The 18,563-nt window shown below is 35.3% G+C and carries 17 protein-coding genes; 11 read left to right on the forward strand and 6 right to left on the reverse strand.

Annotated elements, in window-relative coordinates; all coding sequences use genetic code 11:
* The first annotated feature begins 37 nt into the window (after nucleotides 1-37).
* Entirely contained in the window at nucleotides 38-361 is a 324-nt protein-coding gene (locus Q0787_RS08615; RefSeq protein ID WP_298902040.1) for a YbaB/EbfC family nucleoid-associated protein, read from the forward strand.
* A gap of 9 nt (nucleotides 362-370) precedes the next feature.
* Here Q0787_RS08615 and Q0787_RS08620 read toward each other — a convergent pair whose 3' ends face one another.
* Together Q0787_RS08620 and Q0787_RS08625 are read right to left on the reverse strand one after the other, a co-directional pair.
* Nucleotides 371-1,390, reverse strand: a complete 1,020-nt coding sequence (locus Q0787_RS08620; RefSeq protein ID WP_298902041.1) for a low specificity L-threonine aldolase — start codon at nucleotides 1,388-1,390, stop codon at nucleotides 371-373.
* Between the two features lie 3 nt (nucleotides 1,391-1,393).
* The gene (locus Q0787_RS08625; protein WP_298902042.1) at nucleotides 1,394-3,802 is read right to left on the reverse strand and encodes a zinc-dependent metalloprotease; all 2,409 of its coding nucleotides are present in this window, start codon (nucleotides 3,800-3,802) and stop codon (nucleotides 1,394-1,396) included.
* Between the two features lie 212 nt (nucleotides 3,803-4,014).
* Between Q0787_RS08625 and Q0787_RS08630 the strand changes: the two genes are divergently transcribed.
* The 6 genes from Q0787_RS08630 to Q0787_RS08655 all read left to right on the forward strand — a co-directional run bounded on the left by Q0787_RS08630 (nucleotide 4,015) and on the right by Q0787_RS08655 (nucleotide 9,880).
* Nucleotides 4,015-4,599: a hypothetical protein gene (locus Q0787_RS08630; RefSeq protein WP_298902043.1), complete on the forward strand. Its 585-nt coding sequence runs from the start codon at nucleotides 4,015-4,017 to the stop codon at nucleotides 4,597-4,599.
* A 282-nt stretch (nucleotides 4,600-4,881) separates the two neighbouring features.
* Entirely contained in the window at nucleotides 4,882-5,313 is a 432-nt protein-coding gene (locus Q0787_RS08635) for a hypothetical protein (protein ID WP_298902044.1), read from the forward strand.
* Between the two features lie 83 nt (nucleotides 5,314-5,396).
* Nucleotides 5,397-6,507 (forward strand): peptide chain release factor 2 gene (gene prfB, locus Q0787_RS08640; protein WP_298902045.1). Its coding sequence is split into 2 segments (ribosomal slippage): nucleotides 5,397-5,459 and nucleotides 5,461-6,507, totalling 1,110 coding nucleotides; the frame shifts between segments, so codons are not numbered across the junction.
* A gap of 10 nt (nucleotides 6,508-6,517) precedes the next feature.
* Nucleotides 6,518-6,859 carry an arsenate reductase (glutaredoxin) gene (arsC, locus tag Q0787_RS08645; protein ID WP_298902046.1) on the forward strand — a complete coding sequence of 114 codons (342 nt, stop codon included), beginning with the start codon at nucleotides 6,518-6,520 and terminating at the stop codon, nucleotides 6,857-6,859.
* A 1-nt stretch (nucleotide 6,860) separates the two neighbouring features.
* Nucleotides 6,861-7,316, forward strand: a complete 456-nt coding sequence (locus Q0787_RS08650; protein WP_298902048.1) for a hypothetical protein — start codon at nucleotides 6,861-6,863, stop codon at nucleotides 7,314-7,316.
* Nucleotides 7,317-7,450: 134 nt separating this feature from the next.
* Complete coding sequence (locus Q0787_RS08655) at nucleotides 7,451-9,880, forward strand: TonB-dependent receptor (protein WP_298902049.1); 2,430 nt, start codon at nucleotides 7,451-7,453, stop codon at nucleotides 9,878-9,880.
* A 76-nt stretch (nucleotides 9,881-9,956) separates the two neighbouring features.
* On the opposite strand, the gene Q0787_RS08660 is transcribed toward Q0787_RS08655, so the two are convergent.
* The 4 genes from Q0787_RS08660 to Q0787_RS08675 form a co-directional block, all read right to left on the reverse strand.
* Nucleotides 9,957-10,139, reverse strand: coding sequence for a hypothetical protein (locus tag Q0787_RS08660; RefSeq protein WP_298902050.1), 183 nt, complete (start codon nucleotides 10,137-10,139; stop codon nucleotides 9,957-9,959).
* A 128-nt stretch (nucleotides 10,140-10,267) separates the two neighbouring features.
* Nucleotides 10,268-11,602, reverse strand: a complete 1,335-nt coding sequence (locus Q0787_RS08665; protein ID WP_298902051.1) for a hypothetical protein — start codon at nucleotides 11,600-11,602, stop codon at nucleotides 10,268-10,270.
* A 110-nt stretch (nucleotides 11,603-11,712) separates the two neighbouring features.
* Complete coding sequence (locus Q0787_RS08670; RefSeq protein ID WP_298902053.1) at nucleotides 11,713-12,180, reverse strand: hypothetical protein; 468 nt, start codon at nucleotides 12,178-12,180, stop codon at nucleotides 11,713-11,715.
* A gap of 6 nt (nucleotides 12,181-12,186) precedes the next feature.
* The gene (locus Q0787_RS08675) at nucleotides 12,187-13,557 is read right to left on the reverse strand and encodes a metallophosphoesterase (protein WP_298902054.1); all 1,371 of its coding nucleotides are present in this window, start codon (nucleotides 13,555-13,557) and stop codon (nucleotides 12,187-12,189) included.
* Between the two features lie 206 nt (nucleotides 13,558-13,763).
* On the opposite strand from Q0787_RS08675, the gene fumC reads away from it, so the two are divergent.
* The 4 genes from fumC (at nucleotide 13,764) to Q0787_RS08695 (ending at nucleotide 18,557) form a co-directional block, all read left to right on the forward strand.
* Nucleotides 13,764-15,161: a class II fumarate hydratase gene (gene fumC / locus Q0787_RS08680; protein WP_298902055.1), complete on the forward strand. Its 1,398-nt coding sequence runs from the start codon at nucleotides 13,764-13,766 to the stop codon at nucleotides 15,159-15,161.
* Nucleotides 15,162-15,242: 81 nt separating this feature from the next.
* The gene (locus tag Q0787_RS08685) at nucleotides 15,243-16,670 is read left to right on the forward strand and encodes a T9SS type A sorting domain-containing protein (RefSeq protein WP_298902057.1); all 1,428 of its coding nucleotides are present in this window, start codon (nucleotides 15,243-15,245) and stop codon (nucleotides 16,668-16,670) included.
* A 104-nt stretch (nucleotides 16,671-16,774) separates the two neighbouring features.
* Complete coding sequence (gene hutI / locus Q0787_RS08690; protein WP_298902058.1) at nucleotides 16,775-18,010, forward strand: imidazolonepropionase; 1,236 nt, start codon at nucleotides 16,775-16,777, stop codon at nucleotides 18,008-18,010.
* Nucleotides 17,994-18,557 (forward strand): hypothetical protein, encoded by a 564-nt coding sequence (locus tag Q0787_RS08695; protein WP_298902059.1) that lies wholly within the window; start codon nucleotides 17,994-17,996, stop codon nucleotides 18,555-18,557. The genes hutI and Q0787_RS08695 overlap by 17 nt, the downstream gene beginning before the upstream one ends.
* Nucleotides 18,558-18,563: the final 6 nt, after the last annotated feature.

The raw sequence follows: 18,563 nt of genomic DNA on the forward strand, positions 1-18,563 counted from the left end.
TAGTAAATTTGCTTCTATAATTTTAATACTTAGTAATATGTTTGGAGATATGATGGGAATGATGGGTAAACTCAAAGAAACCCAAAAGAAAGTTGAAGAAACGAAAGAGCGTTTACATAATGTCCTCATTGACATGAATAGTCATGACGAAAAACTTAAAGTGACCATTTCAGCAAATAGAACTATTAAATCTATTACTATTGATGACGAACTACTTCAAGATAAAGATATGCTTGAAGACTATCTCATTCTTACCATAAACAAAGCTATTGCTCGTGCAACTACAGTTCATGAAACAGAAGTTGCGGCAGTTGCCAAAGAAGGAATGCCAAATATTCCTGGTATGGATATGTTTAAATAGAATACAGCTTTAAAAATTATTTAAAATTTCTAAAAGTCGTTCATGCATCGTATTTGTATAGTCTAAATGAGTAACCATTCTTAGCTTATTACTTCCCATTCCAATAATATGTATATCCTGGCTCGCTAGCTGCGCTAAAAACTCGCTCTCGTCGACATGAGATTCTAATTCAAAGATTACGATATTAGTTTCAATAGGTTCTACTTTTTTGATGATAGACAAGTCTTCTAAAACGTCTCCTATTTCCTTTGCTTTTATATGATCATCTACTAAGCGATCTAAGTGATTGTCTAATGCGTATAAACCCGCAGCAGCCAAATAACCCACCTGACGCATACCTCCTCCTAATATTTTACGAATGCGTAAAGCACCTTGCATTAATTCTTTATCACCAATGAGGACAGATCCTATTGGGCATCCCAAACCTTTACTCAGACACACTGATATTGTGTCGAATAATTGTCCGTAATCTTTAGCCGTTTCATTAGTATTAGCCAAAGCGTTCCATAAGCGTGCCCCATCTAAATGGTATCCTAAATCGTGTTTTTTACAAACCGCTTTAATTCGTTTTAATTCCTCAAAATCCCAACAAGCTCCACCACCTTTATTGGTGGTATTTTCGACTTCAACTAAAGTTGTTAGCGGACTGTGATAAAAATCTGGAGGATTAATAGATTCGATAACCTGGTTCGCCGTAAACATACCGCGATCTCCATCTATGAGTTTGCAAGAAATACCGCTATTAAAAGAAGCACCGCCTCCTTCATAATTATATATATGAGCATATTTATCACATATAACTTGCTCGCCTGGATTCGTGTGTAGTTTTAAAGCCGCTTGATTTGCCATACTTCCAGTTGGAAAAAACAAAGCCTGCTCTTTTCCAAACATATGGGCCAAACGTTGTTCTAAAGCATTTACTGTTGGGTCTTCTTTATAAACATCATCACCAACTTTGGCAGTCATCATAGCGTCTAGCATGCCTTTTGTAGGCTTAGTTACGGTATCACTTCTTAAATCTATAGTCATATTTTAATGTTGAATGTAATTACAATGATCGCTTCCAATTGGTGAACCATCAGGGATTTTTGGAGCGTTTTTTATTTTAAATTTTTCTGGATGTTCTTGAAATTCTTTTATCATAGCTGCATACTGTGTCGCATATGGAGATGTTCTCCTTTCACCCGAAAGATACTTTTTTAGTAATGAATTAATGGCCTCATTAGCCTTGGCTTTCACCTGAAAAAAAGATTGTTCATTAACAGCTAAATTCATTAAATGTATTAACACACGTTCATTAATAAGCTGTTGGATTTCATTTTTATAAGCTTGTCTATGAGAGGTTCCAAATGACGCATTTAAAACTTGTTCTAACATATCTTCTAAACTTAGCTGACTGTCATCCATACTTTTTTGCTGAATTATACGATTAGCACGTTGTGGATGCAATAATAATTTTAATGTCATATCACTTGCTGTAGCGGCTGCACTCATAGGGTCAAAAGCAACCCCTGTCTTACCAGAAAATGACTCTCGACCTCTCCAATAGCCGAAAGCTCTAGGTGGAAAAAGTTCCAATTTCTCTTTAGGAATGGCTAAGTTTTCTACTGAAATAGTCTCTAAAATGGACGTCAAGGCGTCTTTCTGCATTTTTACATCTATTGGTCTTACAATAACTTGACCGTCTCCTTTAACAGCATAATTATAATCTAATCCACCTACAACCTTAGTTGCCGCTTCAGTTTGATAGCGATGAAAGAAATATAAAGGCACAAAAACATCTTCTAATACAGAATAAGGTTCTCCTTGGCGAATATTATCTTTTGAGAAGTTTGAAATCGCATGATTTCTAACATTCAAAACGTTGTTTAATTCCTGAGAAGCACTTTTACCATTATCCCATAAATGGGCTAAGGCATGTGCACCTCCTTGTGCTCTAGCATCTGCATCTGTTATAAAACGTAAGCCTGCAAAATCTGCTACTTTCAGAATTTTATTAAGCTCATCTGTTTCGTTTTTATCATCAGCAAATTCAGAATAACTGTAAGCTACGGTTACTTTATCCCAATCTCCTATACCAACGGCATAGGCATCACTAAAATCTATATTTCCATTTTTCACGGTAACTGTTGGGTGTGGATAATCCATAACCGATGCTCTTCCATTCGAACTTGCCGCAAAATTATGAGCAAAACCTATGGTATGGCCGACCTCATGGGCACTTAATTGTCTTATTCTTGCTAAAGCCATGTCCAGCATAGGCTGGTAATTATCATCGCGTTCAGCAAATGGTTTATTCATTAAAGCTTGGGCAATCATAAAATCTTGTCTAATGCGCAAACTTCCTAAACTTACATGACCTTTAATAATTTCTCCTGTTCTTGGATCTACAACACTTCCTCCATAACTCCATCCACGAGTAGAACGATGTACCCACTGAATAACATTATACCTACAATCCATTGGATCTGCATCTTCTGGTAACATTTTTACCTGAAATGCATCTTTAAAACCAATACTTTCATAAGCCTGATTCCACCATTGAGCACCTTCTAAAAGCGCTGAGCGAACAGGCTCTGGAGTTCCTGGATCGAGATAATAAATAATAGGCTCTTTAGCCTCACTCATCACTTGCTCCGGATTTTTCTTCTCCAATCTATGACGAATGATATAGCGTTTTCTAATGGGATCCTGTATTGCGGTAGCATAATCTAAATACGACATAGAAATAGCACCACTGCGCACATCAAATACTCTCATTTTGTAACCATCATCTGGTAACGCAATAAAACTGTGATGCTGAATGACACTTACTAAAGATGATGTTGGTGTTACACTTCTAATATTTCTTCCTTTTGGCTGCCCTTTAAATGTTAAAAGTGCTTCGAACTCTACATTTTTAGGAAAGGCTTTGGTTCGATGTAATGACAGAGCACTTTTGCTTAAATCAATTTTATAAGACCCTTCAGATTTTAATCGGTTGGCAACACCATGAGCATCTAACATTAAAAATGGTGTGAGGTCAATAATATAAGTTCCATTATTATCCTCTAAAATTTTAAATCCATAGAGGACAGATTTCGCAAACGCTTGTTCTATACTTTTCTTTTCCAATGTATTGCTGGTAATAGCCCTATAGTCTAAGTTTGGCTGAACCAATAATAACTTATTCCCAGCTTTTTCAAATTTCACTAAACGTTCTTGCCCTAACTGACCACGATCTAAGCCAATATCGTTAGAACCAACACCTGTTGCCAATGAATTCACATAGAGAAATTCCTTATTTAAATCCTTAATTTCTAAATAGATTTTATCTGTTGCATCTTCATAATGAAAATCGAAAAACCCCTTATATGGCTTTAGGTCTTTCTTACTTAATACTTGAGAAAAAGAGCTGGTTACACTAAAAATAAGTGCAACAAATAGAGTAATTTGCTTCATGATTTTAAATTAGATTATAAAGCTACATAATTTCGTTCACATAATGAATGTGACTTTCTCCTTGAAATAGGGTCTTAACTATTGAAACTTATAGTTGCAGATGTGAGTTTGCGGCTATAGCAATTATTGTTATACTGAAAGCCCTAGTTAACAGAATAAAAATTTTCCTCATACTCATTAAAGATGGACATTTCAAGCCCATTTTTGACGGATTGTCAACACGCTTATATTCACAAGTAAATTTTATTGGTCTTGAAATCGATGCCAAAGATTTAAAATATAATGAAGCATCTGTTGATTTGTCTATACGTTTATTTGAAGACAGTGATGTTAATGCATTAAATGAAGGCTTAAGACATGTAAGACTTGTAGAAGCGTCAATTCCTAGCTGCTATGTTGCCGTAACAAATAATAATGTTGTCGTAAACCGACAATGGGTATTTAAACATGAGCAAAATGACCAAGTTGCCAATTATTTTGGTCAAATATTCCCTAGATTAAAAGAGTATGAATTACTCATAGAAGGCGTATTCACACATCCAGATTATAGAGGCATGCGTATTATGCCTAATGCTATTTTTCAAACACTCACTCAAGAACAATATAAATCTATAGACAGAATCATCGTATTTGTTGATCGAACTAACATTGCTAGTCTTAAAGGATTCAAACGTATCGGGTTCAATCCTTATATCTTAAGACAAGAAAAATGGTTTTTATTTAATAGGAAAGTTGCTTTTGTTCCTATGCCGTCTGCTCTCGAAAAGAGTTATTCTAATCTTTCTCGAATAGCTTAAAAACACCCACTTAGAATATTTTTTCTATATTGAAAGCCGTAAACCCCAAATCGTTACGTTATTCTTAAAACCCTAACATATAGAATACGCATTGCTTTTCTGCACCTAAAATCTGGTGATATTCACCATATTTTCCAAGGTTTAATCACACGCATTTATTCCAATGTCACCTCTTTTGGATTAGAACATTATGCGTCATATTCAATACAGAATGGGCTAGCTAAAAACGACATCACTATAAGGCGATTTAATAACTCAGATATCAATGCCTTGAAAGAAAATATGAGACACATTCGACTTGTGGAAGAGGATATTCCTACGTGTTACATTGCAGAGAACAAAGACCAACAGGCCGTATTTAGACAATGGGTTTTTAAACCCAATCAAAATCATCGTGTAACATCCTATTTTGGAGACCTATTCCCTGAACTAAATCACGGAGAAGCCCTCTTAGAAGGTGGTTTTACACACCCAAATTATAGAGGACAGCGCATTATGGCAAAGTCTATCCTTAACATCATTAATCTTGATGAAAATAATGACATCAACCGCTACATCACTTTTGTTGACAAAAATAATCTTGCTAGCCTTAAAGGCTTGTATCGAGCTGGATTTAGACCTTATATATTAAGACACGAGTCTTGGTTCCTATTTAAACGAGAAGTGAGCTTCACTCCTATTTATATTGAAATTGACAAACCTGTTTTTGCTTAGGATTTCAGTCAAATTATCAAACATCTTTTGTTTTTATTTTATCTAACGAATTTATATGTTAATTTCGCTGAAAATTATTTTCTATGATTACATCAGATCAAATTAAAGATCTAAATACACGCCTTGATAAACTAAGGCACTATCTTTGACATAGATGCCAAACTCATCGAAATTTCAAACGAAGAAGAACAAACGTTTGACCCCAATTTCTGGAACGATTCTAAGCAAGCCGAAATTATCATGAAATCCCTTCGTGAGAAAAAAAGTTGGGTAAAAGATTATAACGATTCTAAAACATTAATCGAAGATCTTGAAGTTATTTATGAATTCTTCAAGGAAGACGAAGCCTCTGCAGAAGATGTTGAAAACAGGTACAATAAAGCCTTACTTCTTATTGAAAAACTAGAGTTTAAAAACATGCTATCTGAAGAAGGTGATTCACTTAGTGCAGTACTCCAAATTACGGCTGGTGCAGGTGGAACAGAGTCCTGCGATTGGGCCAGTATGCTCATGCGTATGTATTTGATGTATGCCGAAAAAAGCGGATTTAAAGTTAAAGAACTAAACTTTCAAGAAGGTGACGTGGCTGGAATAAAAACGGTAACCTTAGAAATTGAAGGCGATTATGCTTTCGGGTGGCTTAAAGGCGAAAATGGCGTGCATCGTTTGGTGAGAATTTCACCTTTTGACAGTAATGCCAAACGTCATACAAGTTTCGCTTCTGTCTATGTTTATCCTTTGGTAGACGATACTATTGAGATTGATATCAATCCTGCCGATATTGAGATAACAACAGCGCGTTCATCTGGTGCTGGTGGTCAAAATGTAAACAAAGTAGAAACTAAAGTCCAATTAACACATAAGCCCACTGGCATTCAAATTTCATGCTCTGAAACACGCTCCCAGCATGACAATAGAGCTAGAGCCATGCAAATGCTGAAATCTCAACTGTACGAAATTGAATTGCAAAAGCAAATGGCGCAACGCGATGATATTGAAGCTGGTAAAATGAAAATTGAATGGGGAAGCCAAATTAGAAATTATGTTATGCATCCTTATAAATTAGTAAAAGACGTGCGTTCTAGTCATGAAACAGGAAATGTAGATGCGGTTATGGATGGCGATATAGAACCATTTTTAAAATCGTATCTCATGATGATGGGACAAAAAGAAGATAATCCTAACGAATTATAATATAAATTAGATGATAACAATATACCACAACCCAAGATGTAGCAAGTCTCGCGAAGGATTTTCGCTTTTAGAAAATTCTGGCAAAGATTTTGAAGTTATAAAGTATCTTGATGATCCAATGTCCGAAGCACAATTAAAAGAAATTATTGCACGTTTAGGAATAAAACCTATAGATTTGGTACGTAAAGGTGAAGCGATTTGGAAATCAGATTATAAAACAAAAACATTAACAGATGCAGCTGTAATTAAAGCCATGGTCAAACATCCAAAATTAATTGAACGTCCTATCGTTATTAGCGGTAAAAAAGCAGTTATTGGTAGACCACCAAGCATCATATTAGACATTATTTAAAATGAAGAAGATTTTTTTAAGCCTTTTGGTATTTAGCATGTTTGTGAGTTTCTCTGATGCGCAAGTGAGAAACCGTAGACAGCGTCAAGCTCCAAAAGTTGTCAATGAAGAAAAGGAAAAAGAAAAGTACGAAGCTAAAATTGAAGAAAGGAAAAAGAAGTACATCAATGATTTTATTGAAACCCTAAAAGTAGACGAGTTTCAACAAGAAATTATATACCAAAAAATGTACACTTATTTCGACGAACTTACCAAGGTTAATAAACTCGGACTAAAAAAATACGAGAGAGAAAAGGAAATTGAGCGTTTAGATATAGCCCATTTTAAGGATGTAAAAATTATGGTCTCTGAAGATGTGATGGCAAAAATCATGGATGCTATTAAAGGTAAGTGGGATCAAAAAGAAGAAAACAAAAAGAAGAAGAAACGGAAGAAAAAAAATAAAGACAAAAACTAAAGTTTAAATAAAAGGCTGAAACTCTTATCATTAAGAATTTTAGCCTTTTTTGTTTAACATAAGATTAACCTTCATGCGGCGCAAGGAATCTTACATTTGTTCATCTAAATAGCAAAACACTATAAACCATTCAGATGAAATTAAAAGTAACTCTGTTAGTCTTTACCCTATTTACCTACACTATTGGTATAGCTCAAAATGATATTACTATTACCGGAACTGTCATTGATGCCGACGATAAAGTTCCGCTAGAATATGCAACCGTTTCCTTTTTCAGTAAAAAAGAAAATAAAATAGTCACTGGTGGAATTACCAATAATAAAGGTGTTTTCAAAATTGATGTACCAGCTGGTACTTATAATGTTTCGGTTGAATATTTATCATACAAAACCAAAACTTACGAAGATAGAACATTATCTAGAGATATAAATTTAGGAACAGTATCACTAGCACTCAATCTTGAAGCCCTAGATGCTGTAGAGGTTGTAGCCGAAAAAACTACTGTTGAAATAAAACTAGACAAGAAAATTTACAATGTAGGGAGAGACCTTACGGTAAGAGGCGGAACCGTAAGTGATGTCTTGGATAATGTACCTTCTGTTTCTGTTGATGTTGAAGGTAATGTTGCTTTACGTGGTAATGAGAATGTTCGTATTTTAATTAATGGAAAACCTTCCGGATTGGTTGGTTTAAATTCTACCGATGCACTAAGACAGCTGCCTGCCGAGTCTATTGAGCGCGTTGAAGTGATCACTTCGCCTTCCGCACGATACGACGCCGAAGGTACCGCAGGAATTTTAAACATCATTTTAAGACGAAGTAAGTTACAAGGTCTTAATGGAGCTGTAACTCTTAACGCTGGAGATCCTCCGCAAGCAGGTGTTTCTGGGAATATTAATTATAGAACTGGCGATTTTAACTTCTTTAACACCTCTGGTTATCGTTACAGAGAATCGCCTGGAAACGCCACCACAACAACCGAATATTTTAATGACGATGATCCGAGTACCTTTTTCGAAGAATCAAGAATTTTTGACAGAAAGAGTAAAGGGTTTAATACCAATATTGGTGTTGAATGGTACGTAAATGAAACCTCGTCGATAACAGCCTCTTTTTTATATCGAGATAGTGACCAAGATAACGACAACTCTAATGTGATTAGAGAATTTGATAGCAATCGTAACTTGGTTAACGAGTCGCTGCGTTTAGATCCTGAGGCCGAAACAGATAATACAAGGCAATATTCGTTTAATTACGACAAACAATTTGAAGGTGATAGCCAACACCGATTGACATTCGATTTTCAATATGAAGATAATGGCGAGGAAGAACGGTCGATTATTGCTCAAGATGGCGATGCCGCAGAACGCGTGAGGACTTTAGAAAATCAAAATGAAGTTCTACTACAATTAGATTACACCAAACCTATTGGTGAAGTCAGTAATTTCGAATTTGGATATCGAGGAACATTCGAAGAACTCGATACCGATTATACCTTAGAATTTAATGAGGATGGTACCTTTGTTCTTGATGAGAATGTGAGTAATAACTTAATTTATCGTCAATATGTAAATGCAGTATACTCGCAATTTGGTAGTAAGATTAAGGAGAAATTTTCATTCTTATTAGGATTGCGTATGGAGAATTCTCGAATTACCATAGACCAAATGACTAGCAATGACTTTGATCGTAAAAGTTATACAGACCTCTTCCCTACTGTTAATTTAGGTTATGAGATTACTGAAAAGCAAAGTATTACTTTAGGCTACAACCGACGTATTAGGCGTCCGCGTTCTCGTTTTATCAATCCATTTCCTTCAAGAAGTAGTGCTACTAACCTATTTCAAGGAAATCCAGATTTAGATCCTAGTTACTCCAATACTTTGGATTTAGGGTATTTAAATCGCTTCGGAAAGATGACACTTAATTCTTCTGTGTACTATTCACGTTCTACCGATGTCTTTACATTTGTAAGTTTAGACACGGGAGAAACTACGGTAATTGGTGGTACAGAAGTTCCAATTGTGCAACGTTCGCCTATTAATTTAGCAACTAATGATCGTTACGGATTTGAATTTACACTCACCTACAGGCCTTCTAAAAAATGGAATGTAAACGGAAACCTTAACTTATTTCACTCTGTAACTGAGGGCTTTTTTGAAGGCACCGATTTTGGAGCTGATAACTTTAGTTGGTTTGCCAGAATTAATAACAAATACACCTTACCAGGAAAAGTAGATTGGCAAACGCGACTCTTTTATCGTGGACCAAGTGAAAACGCACAAAATAAAAGGGATGGTATTTTCTCAACAGATCTAGCATTTAGTAAAGACTTGTTTAAAGAGAAAGCCTCATTGGCTATAAACATACGTGATGTCTTTAACTCCAGAAAACGTAATTCTACCTCAACAACACCAACCTTTATAAGTGAGGGCGAATTTCAATTTAGACAGCGTAGTTTTAATGTCACGTTTACCTATCGTTTTAATCAGCAGAAACAACGTCAACGTAACAATAGAGGAAACTCAGGAAATGGTGGTGACGATTTTGACTTTGAAGGTTAATATGTTTGCAACTATAACGTATAAAAAAAGGAAACCAAATTGGTTTCCTTTTTTTTAGTATATGATACAAAACAGCTTAGTGTGCCGCTGCTTCTCTCTTAGCCTTCTTTTCTTCTTTGATTTCTTTTAAACGCTCAATAAGCGACCCACCAATCCAATAAGGGATAACAAAAGTTAATAGAAAAATCATTAACCAGAATCCTATCGTTAAGATGGTTAAAAATGCTAAAAATCCTAAATATTGGTCAAAATCGAACATGTGGTTTTTTTTTGTTGGCACAAAGATATAATAAAGCACTTTGTTTTGCAATAGTAAATTTGAGATTTATTAACAGGTTGTGAAGAAATGAAAGTTTTCTATCATAAATTGTTCTTTTTAATCATCTATTAACTCAATTCTTCATTCACAATTTTTGGAGATGGTCTAGTCCAAGTGCTTACATGTTGAACAATTCCCTCATAGTATTCTAAAACCATGTTCTCTATCAAAACTATAAACTTTTTTACACTCGAAAAGTTCACTCCAAATCCTCTGTTTAATGTAATTCTAAATTCTTGAATCTCTTTATCTTTAGTCAATTCAATCAATGTATCAAGTTCAGATAGTTTCACTTTAATATTTGCCTGCGCATACTTAATATTGGCTTCAACTATCAAATCCTTTTCAAGTTTTGAAAACAAAATTTCATTCTTCTTTTTACAATTTTCAAGCTGCTTACCAATCCAAGTAATACGAGCCTTATTTCCTTTATCCAAAGGAGGCGTTAATTTAACAGCCATAGAAACAATTCTGCGCTCAAATTCTGCAATAAGTTTAATGTCAGAAACAGAATTTTTAATAATTAGTTCTCCGTTTATACAGTTATCTTTTATTAATTTTTTGATATCTTTTTTTAAACTTTCTTTGTTCTTAGAAGAAGATTTCACCAAAACGCCTAGTTTTCTACTTAAAAGTAAGGCCATATCTTTTTCTTCTTCATACCAACTCAAAACGGCTTCCTCTATATATTGATCAGACTGTTTTAAAGTCTTTTGTGCTCTTATACTTTCAGCGAGTTCTTTCCATCCAGCTTTCATTTGGATGAAACCACAAATTCCAGATTCAGAACTTTCAAAGTAATGAAGCGCCTCTGACATTATTTCAACCTGATCATTGTCTTGTATTCTTAAATCGTTTTTAAAAAGTAAAAGCCTTCCTTTTGTTATAAGGAACGTCCAAGAAAAGTGATACAGCGAGATATTTCTTGGAACTTTCACCTTTATAGGTGAATGAGTCGAGTCTGCCACAAATTCATTGGAAACAGTAACTAATTTATTAACCTTTAAACTTTTTGAAATGGAAAGATAGTCTTCAATTTGTTTTTGATCAATTCCATTGTTTTTATTTTTCATTTCGAAAAAAACGGCATCTGAGATTACTCCTTTAGTAACAACAATTATTAAACCATCTATTCTAGATGCACTGATGTCATTAAACGTGACTTCTGTATAATAAAATGCCTTTCCTGCTCGACTTAATTTCACACTTTTGAAAATTCCATCTCTATATTCTTTAACTAATCGAACCGTAGATAAAAAAATTGAAGTCAATGCCATTTCATGACCAGTTTTCAATGTAGGAATTAGTCTGGTCTGTTGTAATTTGATTTGTCCGTTTTGTACGAACAAATCAAAATCAGTTTTTTTAAGTCCAATAAGTTTAGTTAGTTTCTTTTGAATCATAGTTTTAGCTGTGTTGACTTTAATTCCAACTAGTAAATTAAAATATAACTTTATTTTTAACGAAAGTATCTAATGATAGGCAAACCTGCAATACGTAACTCTACGTATATTTAACGCAACCAGGTCTTCATTTTTGGGAACTCATCTTCCTCACAAAGTCCCATCCAACTCAGTAATGGTAATCCCATATAGACGCCATTTGTAAACTGTTCGATAAACCATGGCGACGCATTTTTATAACCTTCTTCATGAAATACCACCTTTGGGTCAAACTCTAAATGATGCAATGCAGCATACGACCATAATATGGCTACAATTTCATCGCCCAGTTCTGGCCAGTTCGCTCCTATGTCGTCCGTGCCAATAAGAGGCCGTAAGTCAGGTTGGGTTACAGCAATATGGCCTGCCTCATGAAGGAGATCTCCTGGATATTTTAGTTTAGATAGATCTACTAAAATCTGCTGTCCTTCTAATCGTAAACCTGGTAAGAAAGTATCATCGCCTAAAGCGGTATCTATCACCTTGATGCCAATGGATTCTAAAAACTTAGTAATGCGTGCTAGAATAGTGTCCGTCATTGGTGCTTATTGCTGAAATATAACATCCAAAGCCAGATTGTAATCAAACTTTTCGGTTGGATAAGTATCATTAGACCTTACATATAAGATTTTCTTAGTATACGCATTAATAATATGACGATGTACCATACCATCAATTGCTGAGAATATGGTCATTTTAGGATCGGTAATATTATAGGTGCCTTTAAATGTATAGGACTTAGACTGGTATTTAAAATTTTCGTCTTTATAGGGATTGCTTCCAGAACTTGCCGTTGGCTCAGCATAATAGGTTGTAAAATCTATAAGATCGAAATTACTTTTGTCGAAGCTAAAAGATTTAAACGCAGGATTATTACTATGGTATACCGAAATCCCAGGCGTTGATATACTTAAAGCCACCATTTCTTGCTGATAAAAGGTATCATTCGCATATAAACGTCTTAAACCATCCAAATGGGTATGACTCGTTAGTATGCCTCTTATTTTTGGTTTGTGATTACTCAGTACTTTTAAAAAGTTATTTTGAACACGATCACTTACCGTGTCTTTATTATTTACATAAAGATTGTCATTCCACATTTTCCCATGACCATAACCATCACGTCCTGGTGGAATATGCATGGCAATCAAAACATTATCATTAGACCCCAAACTATCTAGTTTCCTTTCAAACCACGAAAACTGAATCTGAGCGGCAGATTGCTGTGATACCTTATCATCATCTATATACTGATGCCGGCTTGTAGGTTCACAAAAAATGACAGAATTGAGCGCAATAACATGCAACTTTTCATTATCTATAGTTAATTCTACCAAGTAGAATCCGAATTGTTTATTATACTCAATGGTTCCTACTGTTGTTGTCGTAGAGTTTCTATTGATAATAGGCCAAGGTTCGCTACTGCTTGGGTCTAATGAAAAAATGTTAACGCCACCATTTGCATTTGAATCATCCTGAAACGAATGGTAATCCCCTTTCATTGTGTCGTTGTTTCCTGGTAAAAACAAAATAGGATAATCACCAGATAGGGTTCGTAAGTCTTTAAGTACCTTACCTATATTATCTGTGATGTCTTCGGTATAGTTTGGTAAATCGCCTAAATACATCATGAACTTAGGTTTTGTTACTCCAGCAACGGTGTTGATTTCTGTCATGGTTCTATTCCAAGTATCAATGCCAGTGCTAAGAACATCTCCATAAGCTATATTGGTTTGGGAACTATCTAGATGAACATCCGAAAGGGTTAAGAAGTTAGCCGTTTCAAAGGTGTCTAATACATCATCTTCAATTATAGTCGGATCATCATCGGAAGGAACGTCTGGTTTCTTATCGTCTTTGCAATTAAACATTAAAAAACAACATAAACAAAAGGTAAAAAAATGAATAGATTTCATGGTTGCGCGTTTTAATTACTACTTGTTAAAACTAAGAACTGACGCTCAAAAATCTATGCGTATAAATACCCGATTTCCAATATTCAATTTAGGAATAAAACTGAGAATCGATTATTCCCATTTCCGAGGTAATAAAACTAAAAATGCGTAAGAAATAACATTCAAAAATCGTAACTTTGTAGGACCTAAAAAACGTACAACCAATTATGGAATTTAGAATAGAAAAAGATACGATGGGCAACGTTAATGTGCCTGCTGATAAACTTTGGGGTGCACAGACCGAACGCTCTAGAAATAACTTTAAAATTGGGGCTGCTGCATCTATGCCGCTTGAAATCGTCTATGGTTTCGCCTACCTTAAAAAAGCTGCAGCTTACACCAACGCTGAACTTGGAGTGCTAGACAATGAAAAACGTGATCTTATTGCTCAAGTATGTGATGAAATTTTAGAAGGTAAACATGACGAGCAGTTTCCTTTGGTAATCTGGCAAACAGGGTCTGGAACCCAGAGTAACATGAACGTTAATGAAGTGATTGCTAATAGAGCGCATCAAATTGCGGGAAAAGTGATTGGCGAAGGTGACAAAACCATTCAGCCGAATGATGACGTGAACAAATCGCAATCCTCTAACGATACATTCCCTACAGGAATGCATATTGCTATTTATAAAAAAGTGGTTGAAAATACTATTTCTGGTGTTATTAAATTAAGAAATACACTTCATGAAAAATCAATAGCTTTTAATAATGTGGTTAAAATAGGTCGTACACATTTAATGGACGCTACACCTTTGACACTCGGACAAGAATTTTCGGGTTATGTATCACAATTAGATCACGGATTAAAAGCCTTAGAGAATACCTTACCTCACTTAGCTGAGTTGGCTCTTGGAGGCACAGCAGTTGGAACAGGATTAAACACACCTGAAGGTTATAGTGAACTAGTTGCAGAGCATATTGCTAAATTTACAGGCTTACCATTTGTATCGGCAGAGAACAAATTTGAAGCTCTTGCTGCTCATGATGCACTGGTAGAAACCCATGGTGCATTAAAGCAAATTGCAGTATCTCTTAATAAAATCGCGAATGATATTCGTATGATGGCTTCTGGTCCTAGAAGTGGAATTGGAGAAATTATTATTCCTGCAAATGAACCTGGAAGCTCTATTATGCCAGGAAAAATAAACCCGACACAATGTGAGGCTTTAACTATGGTATGTGCTCAGGTTATGGGTAATGATGTTGCCGTAACTGTTGGAGGTACTCAAGGACATTATGAACTCAATGTATTTAAGCCTATGATGGCTGCCAATGTTATTCAGTCGGCACAGCTTATTGGTGATGCCTGCGTGAGTTTTGAAGCGCACTGTGCATCTGGTATTGAGCCTAACCATGATGTGATTAAAGAATTATTAAACAACTCTTTAATGTTAGTCACTGCTTTAAATACTAAAATTGGGTATTATAAGGCTGCTGAAATCGCCAACACAGCACATAAAAACGGAACAACTTTAAAAGAAGAAGCCATTAATCTTGGTTATGTTACCGCCGAAGAATATAATGCTTGGGTAAAACCTGAGGATATGACTGGTAACTTAAAATAACGACAAAACGCACAAAAACATCGACAAAATACTGTTTTGTCGGTGTTTTTATATATATTAGCACTTATAAATCAAACAATTATGAAAAAAACTTTACGCTGTATTATCTTTTTAACTTTGCTTAGTAATTTTATGTTTGCACAACCATTTGCGGCTGTTCAAACTATAGACGCAAGTGCTGGAACCGATCCTTATGAATTTGCATCAGGAGATCTTGATGGTGATGGTGACATTGATTTGGTCATGGCAACTTATGACTTTAATGGAGGAACTCCTGCACAAGATTATATCAGATGGTATAAGAATGATGGGAATGGAAACTTCACAATTCAAACTGATGTTTCTACAACAATACAGTATGTTGACGGACTTACAGTTGCAGATATCGATGGACAGTATGGACTAGACATTATTGCAACATCTGCCAATCAGGATAAACTCGTCTATTTCTTAAGTAATGCTGCTGAGGGTTTTGACCCTGAAGTTGTTATCGATGGAGCCCTTATTGGTCCTGGTGAAGTTGTAGCTGGTGACATTAATATGGATGGAAATATAGATATTGCTACAATTTCGTTTTCAAACAGTAGAACACAATGGTATTCTGGTGATGGTGCCGGAAACTTTACTGCCGAAGCAGATATTGAAAGTGGCACAGCAAATTCTACATTATATATTAATTTGGCCGATTTAGATGGTGACACCGATCTAGATGCCGTAGTAACGTATTACGGAGACCAGTCTATCGAAATTTTTTATAATCAATATATAGAAAGTGGTTCTACAGCAGTAACTTGGATTAAAGATACAGTAACCGTAGAAAGTAGCTCCACAGCGACATCGTTTATATTTAATGTTATTACTGGAGATGTTAATAATGATGGTAATTTAAATATCATTGCTGTAGATAATTTTTCTGGAGATGTAACGTGGTATGAGAAAGTAAAAAATGGAAGCTCCACGCCACATGCAATATCTGACGATTCTATAATTGATAGACCAGCCGTAGCTGTTGTAGCAGATATAAATAATGATGGCGAAAATGATGTGCTTTTAACCGATGGAGGTTCGGCAGACGATGCTATTATTTGGTTTCAAGGTGCTGATAATGCCAGTCCAAGTACTACACCACAACTGGTTGCAGATAACAACTTTCAAATGTATGACTTTACTGTAGATGATTATGATGGTGATGGTGATAAGGACATCGCTTCTATAGGTTTTTTTAACGACACTGTATTTTGGTATGAGAATGAACTCATCACACTTGATGTGCCTGAATTTGCTATTGAAGAATTAATTTTATACCCTAACCCAGCTCAAACTCACATTTCTATCAAAGGTAGTTTTAACGATGCTCTTAGTATTTCTATTTTAAATACTTTAGGGCAAGAAGTCATGAATACTGAGGTTATCAATAATGAACCATTAGACATTTCAAAATTAAACACTGGTCTCTATATGATTAAATTTGAAACGTATGGAGTTACATACAAATTTGTAAAAGAATAAGTCAATAGAACAACAATATATAAAAGCTGCCGTTTCATTACATTAGGCAGCTTTTTTTATGCCAAAGATTTATATATTTATAGCTGCAATCAAACCAACGACACATGTCAGTACTCATTACCAATATAAAAGAACTCCTTCAAGTAAGGGAAGAACATGTTACCATTGTAAAAGGTAGTGATATGAAAATTTTACCTACACTTAAGAATGCTTATCTTTTGATAGAGCACGATACCATTGTAGACTATGGTAGTATGGAAGATTGTAAGGCTATAGAAGCCGATGAAACTATCGATGCTTCTGGAAAGATTGTACTCCCAACATGGTGTGATTCGCATACACATATTGTATATGCTGGAGATCGTACTCAAGAGTTTGTTGATCGAATTAATGGCTTATCCTATGAAGACATTGCCAATCGTGGCGGTGGAATTTTAAATTCTGCAGAGCAGTTACAAAATACATCTGAAGACGAGCTTTACCATCAAGCGGCTAGGCGTCTCAAAGAAGTGATAAAATTGGGTACAGGTGCTGTAGAAATTAAATCGGGTTATGGACTAACGGTAGATGCCGAGCTAAAGATGTTACGCGTTATTAAACGCTTAAAAAAGGATTTCGCTATTAAAGTGAAACCAACCTTACTTGCCGCTCACGCACTACCAAAAGAATTTAAAGCCAATAAGAAAGGCTTTATTGATCTGGTGGTTAATGAGATGATTCCTGCTGTGGCAAAAGAACAGTTGGCAGAATATATTGATGTGTTTTGTGAAAAAGGTTATTTCGATTTAGAAGATACCGAACGCGTATTACAAGCGGCAGAGTCTTATCATTTAATTCCTAAAATACATGTTAACCAATTTAATGCTTTTGGAGGTGTTGCCCTTGGGGTTAAATATAAGGCCTTATCTGTAGATCATTTGGAAGAAATGAATCCAGAAGATATTTCAGTATTAAAATCATCTAACACGATGCCTGTCGCATTACCATCCTGCTCATACTTTTTGAGTATTCCTTATACACCTGGACGTGCTATAATAGATGCCGGATTACCATTAGCATTAGCTACCGATTACAACCCTGGATCTACCCCTAGCGGAAATATGAATTTCGTGGTCTCTACGGCTTGTATAAAAATGAAGTTAACGCCTGAAGAGGCTATTAATGCTGGAACCATAAATGGTGCCTATGCGATGGGGATTTCTAATCTTTATGGTAGTATTTGTCGTGGAAAAAAAGCCAATTTGATTATTACAAAAGCCATCCCAAATTATTATCACTTGCCTTACGCCTTTGGTGACGACCTCATTGATACAGTTATGATTAATGGACAAATCTATTAAACTATCACCAGCACAGCCACTGTCAAAAGTGTGCTTAGATAAAGGGCTATCAGATTTTGAAGCTGTTTTTAACTTTGTCAAGCAACTTCCCTACGGAAGAACAACTAACCGAAGTGATTTTACACAGGTTTTACAAGAGCATAAAGGTACTTGTTCGACAAAACATGCCTTGTTAAAAGCAATCGCCATTGAAAATGATATTGATGATTTAAAACTCTGCTTGGGTGTTTTTGAAATGAATTCCAAAAATACGCCAAAAATCAAGCACGTTTTAGAACAATATCATCTCGATTACATCCCAGAAGCTCATTGTTATTTAAGGCATCACAATGACATTATAGATATTACATTTAATAGTACTACTGAACCTAGTTTTTCTGAAACGCTCCAATATGAAGTACACATTGAACCTAATCAAATAGGCGACTATAAAGTGACATTCCACAAATCATATTTAAAGACTTGGATAAAAAATGAACAATTACATCTTAGTTTTAATCAACTTTGGAAAATTAGAGAGGCCTGTATTTTAGCCATTTCAGAATAGATACAA

The organism is uncultured Psychroserpens sp. (assembly GCF_947492715.1).
In the GTDB taxonomy this organism is placed as follows: domain Bacteria; phylum Bacteroidota; class Bacteroidia; order Flavobacteriales; family Flavobacteriaceae; genus Psychroserpens.